Source organism: Fundidesulfovibrio sp. (genome assembly GCF_058402725.1).
This window is the reverse complement of sequence record NZ_JBZVFJ010000357.1, coordinates 1-2,204: the sequence shown is the minus strand read 5'-3', so window position 1 is coordinate 2,204 and position 2,204 is coordinate 1. Positions and strand designations below refer to the sequence as shown.

Sequence of the window (2,204 nt, the reverse complement as noted above, 5' to 3'; positions counted from 1 at the left end):
CTCAAGGCCGTAGGGCAGAACGCGGCGAAGCAGAACGTGGAGTCGTTCCTGCAGTTCCGCCAGGACGCGGCGGGCATCCGGCTCGTGAACATGGAGCCCACCGGGGCCGGTCCGGAGCCCTCCATGCTCGTGATGAGCAACGCCAACCTCGTCTCCCTGCTCATCCCCGACGCGGGCCAGCTGAAGATGGACGCGACCGCACAAGGCGCGCCGGTGGTCACCCTCCAGGCCATCGAAGGCCAGGAGAAGTCCACGGTGCAGCTGGACAAGCACAAGGTGCTTCTCCAGGCCCCGGACGGCTCCGCCACCGTGGAAGTGCAGAAAAACCTCGTGGCCCTGGCCTCCGCCCAGGCCAAGACCACGGGCGTGAACATCAACGCCAACGATGTCCTGCTGAACGCCAGCGGCAAGGTGGACATCATGGGCGGACTGGTGAAGGTCCAGGGCGGCAAGGTCTATCTGGGCGGGGCGGGAGGGGCCTCCATCACGGGCGACCTCACCGTTGACGGAGCCACCACCCTCAAGGGCACCAAGACCGGCGACCTGAGCGTGACCGGCGACGTGACGATCACCGGCGGCATGGACGCCAAATCGATCGCGGCGCAAAGCGGCAACGTGAAGGACGACCTCACCGTGGGCGGCAAGACCACCACGAAGAGCGCAGACGTGAAGGACGACCTGAACGTGGGCGGGAAGACCACCACCAAGAGCGCGGACGTGAAGGACGACCTGAACGTGGGCGGGAAGTCCACGTCCGGCAGTTCCGACGTGAAGGGCGACCTCAACGTGGGCGGCAAGGCCAACGTGGACGGCAATGTGAACTCGGGAGGCCGGGTCTCCGGCAAGGAGAACGACCTCGACGACGACCCCTTCTTCAACCTGTTCAAGAATCCGAAGAAATAGCGCGCCCAACGGCGGCCGCCCGTCGGCGGACGCGGAGTCCATACGGTGAAAAAGATCAAGCCGGAGAAGCTCTCCCTCACGCACCGCTGCACGGTCTACAACAAGGACAATCTGCTGTTCGTCAATCTCCTCGGGGCCTTTTCCTTCGACGAGCCCGACCAGCCCCTGGGGGAGGACGCGCTCTGGACCGCCCTCAAGGAGGCCTGCGGCCCCCACGTGTTCGATGAGGGCTACCTGAAGTCGCGGGGCGAGTTCATCGTGCACGGCAGCTGCCACGCGCCGGGCGGCGCGCCGGTCCGGGGCTGCGAGGTGTTCGTGCGCGTGGGCGGCCTCTCCAAGCGCCTGGCCGTCTTCGGCGACCGCTACTGGGTGGGGCAGGGGAGCATGACCCAGGCCACCGACCCCGCGCCCTTCGCCTCCATGCCCCTGGGCTGGGAGCGCGCCTTCGGCGGCAAGGGCTACAACCGCAACCGCCTGGGCAAGGGCGCGGTCCCCGTGACACTGCCCACGGGCGAAATCCTGCGCCCCCTGCCCAACCAGGAGGACCCCCGCCAGCTTGTGGCCCACCCCGACGACCGCCCCGAACCCGCCGGACTCGGCCTGCTGGGCAGCCTGCGCTTCTGGCGCGGCAAGGGCCTGGGAACCTACGGCGGCAAATGGTTCGCGGAACACTGGCCCTACATCGCGCCCGACTACGACCTGGACCTCATCAACACCGCCTGCCAGGACCAGTGGATTCAAGGCTACTTCCGGGGCGGCGAGGACGTGGAAATCCACAACATGCACCCCCGCGAGCCCGTGCTGCGCACCCGCCTGCCAAGGCTGCGCGCCAGGGCCTACGTGCGTCGCGAAATCATGGACCGGGTGAGCTTCGACGAACTGGAACCCCACTGGGACACGGTCTGGCTCCTGCCCGAGCGCAGGCTCATGCTCTGCGTCTGGCGCTCCATGCTCCTGGTCTCCAGCCAGGGCGCGCGCGACGTCACCCACGTCTGCGCCGAGTTGGAGCCCCAGGACGCGCCCTCCAAGCCCCGCCAGCACTACCTCGACGTGCTGGGCGGCGCGCCCCTGGAGCCCCAGGCCCCCGGCCCGCAGCCGGAACCCGCCTCCCAGGCGGCTCCGGCCTCCGCGCCAGCGCCCGCACCCGAGGCGGCCCCGGCCTCCGCTTCCCCCCCCCAGGCCGAGACGCCTCCCCCGCCGCCCATCCCGGACCCCGAGATGGAGGCCATGCTCGAAAAGGTGCGGGGCATCCTGGCCAAGCAGGGCATCAGCATCCCCACGGCCCCGCCTCCGCCCCCGCG

At 69.2% G+C, this 2,204-nt stretch carries 2 protein-coding genes; both read left to right on the top strand.

The genetic code is table 11. The features are described from left to right. Window positions 1-903: hypothetical protein (locus tag ACV4UX_RS19610; protein ID WP_491594956.1), on the top strand; the 903-nt coding region annotated here is incomplete at its 5' end. Between the two features lie 45 nt (window positions 904-948). Further along, on the top strand, window positions 949-2,204 hold a 1,256-nt coding region (locus ACV4UX_RS19605; RefSeq protein WP_491594955.1), incomplete at its 3' end, for a DUF2169 family type VI secretion system accessory protein.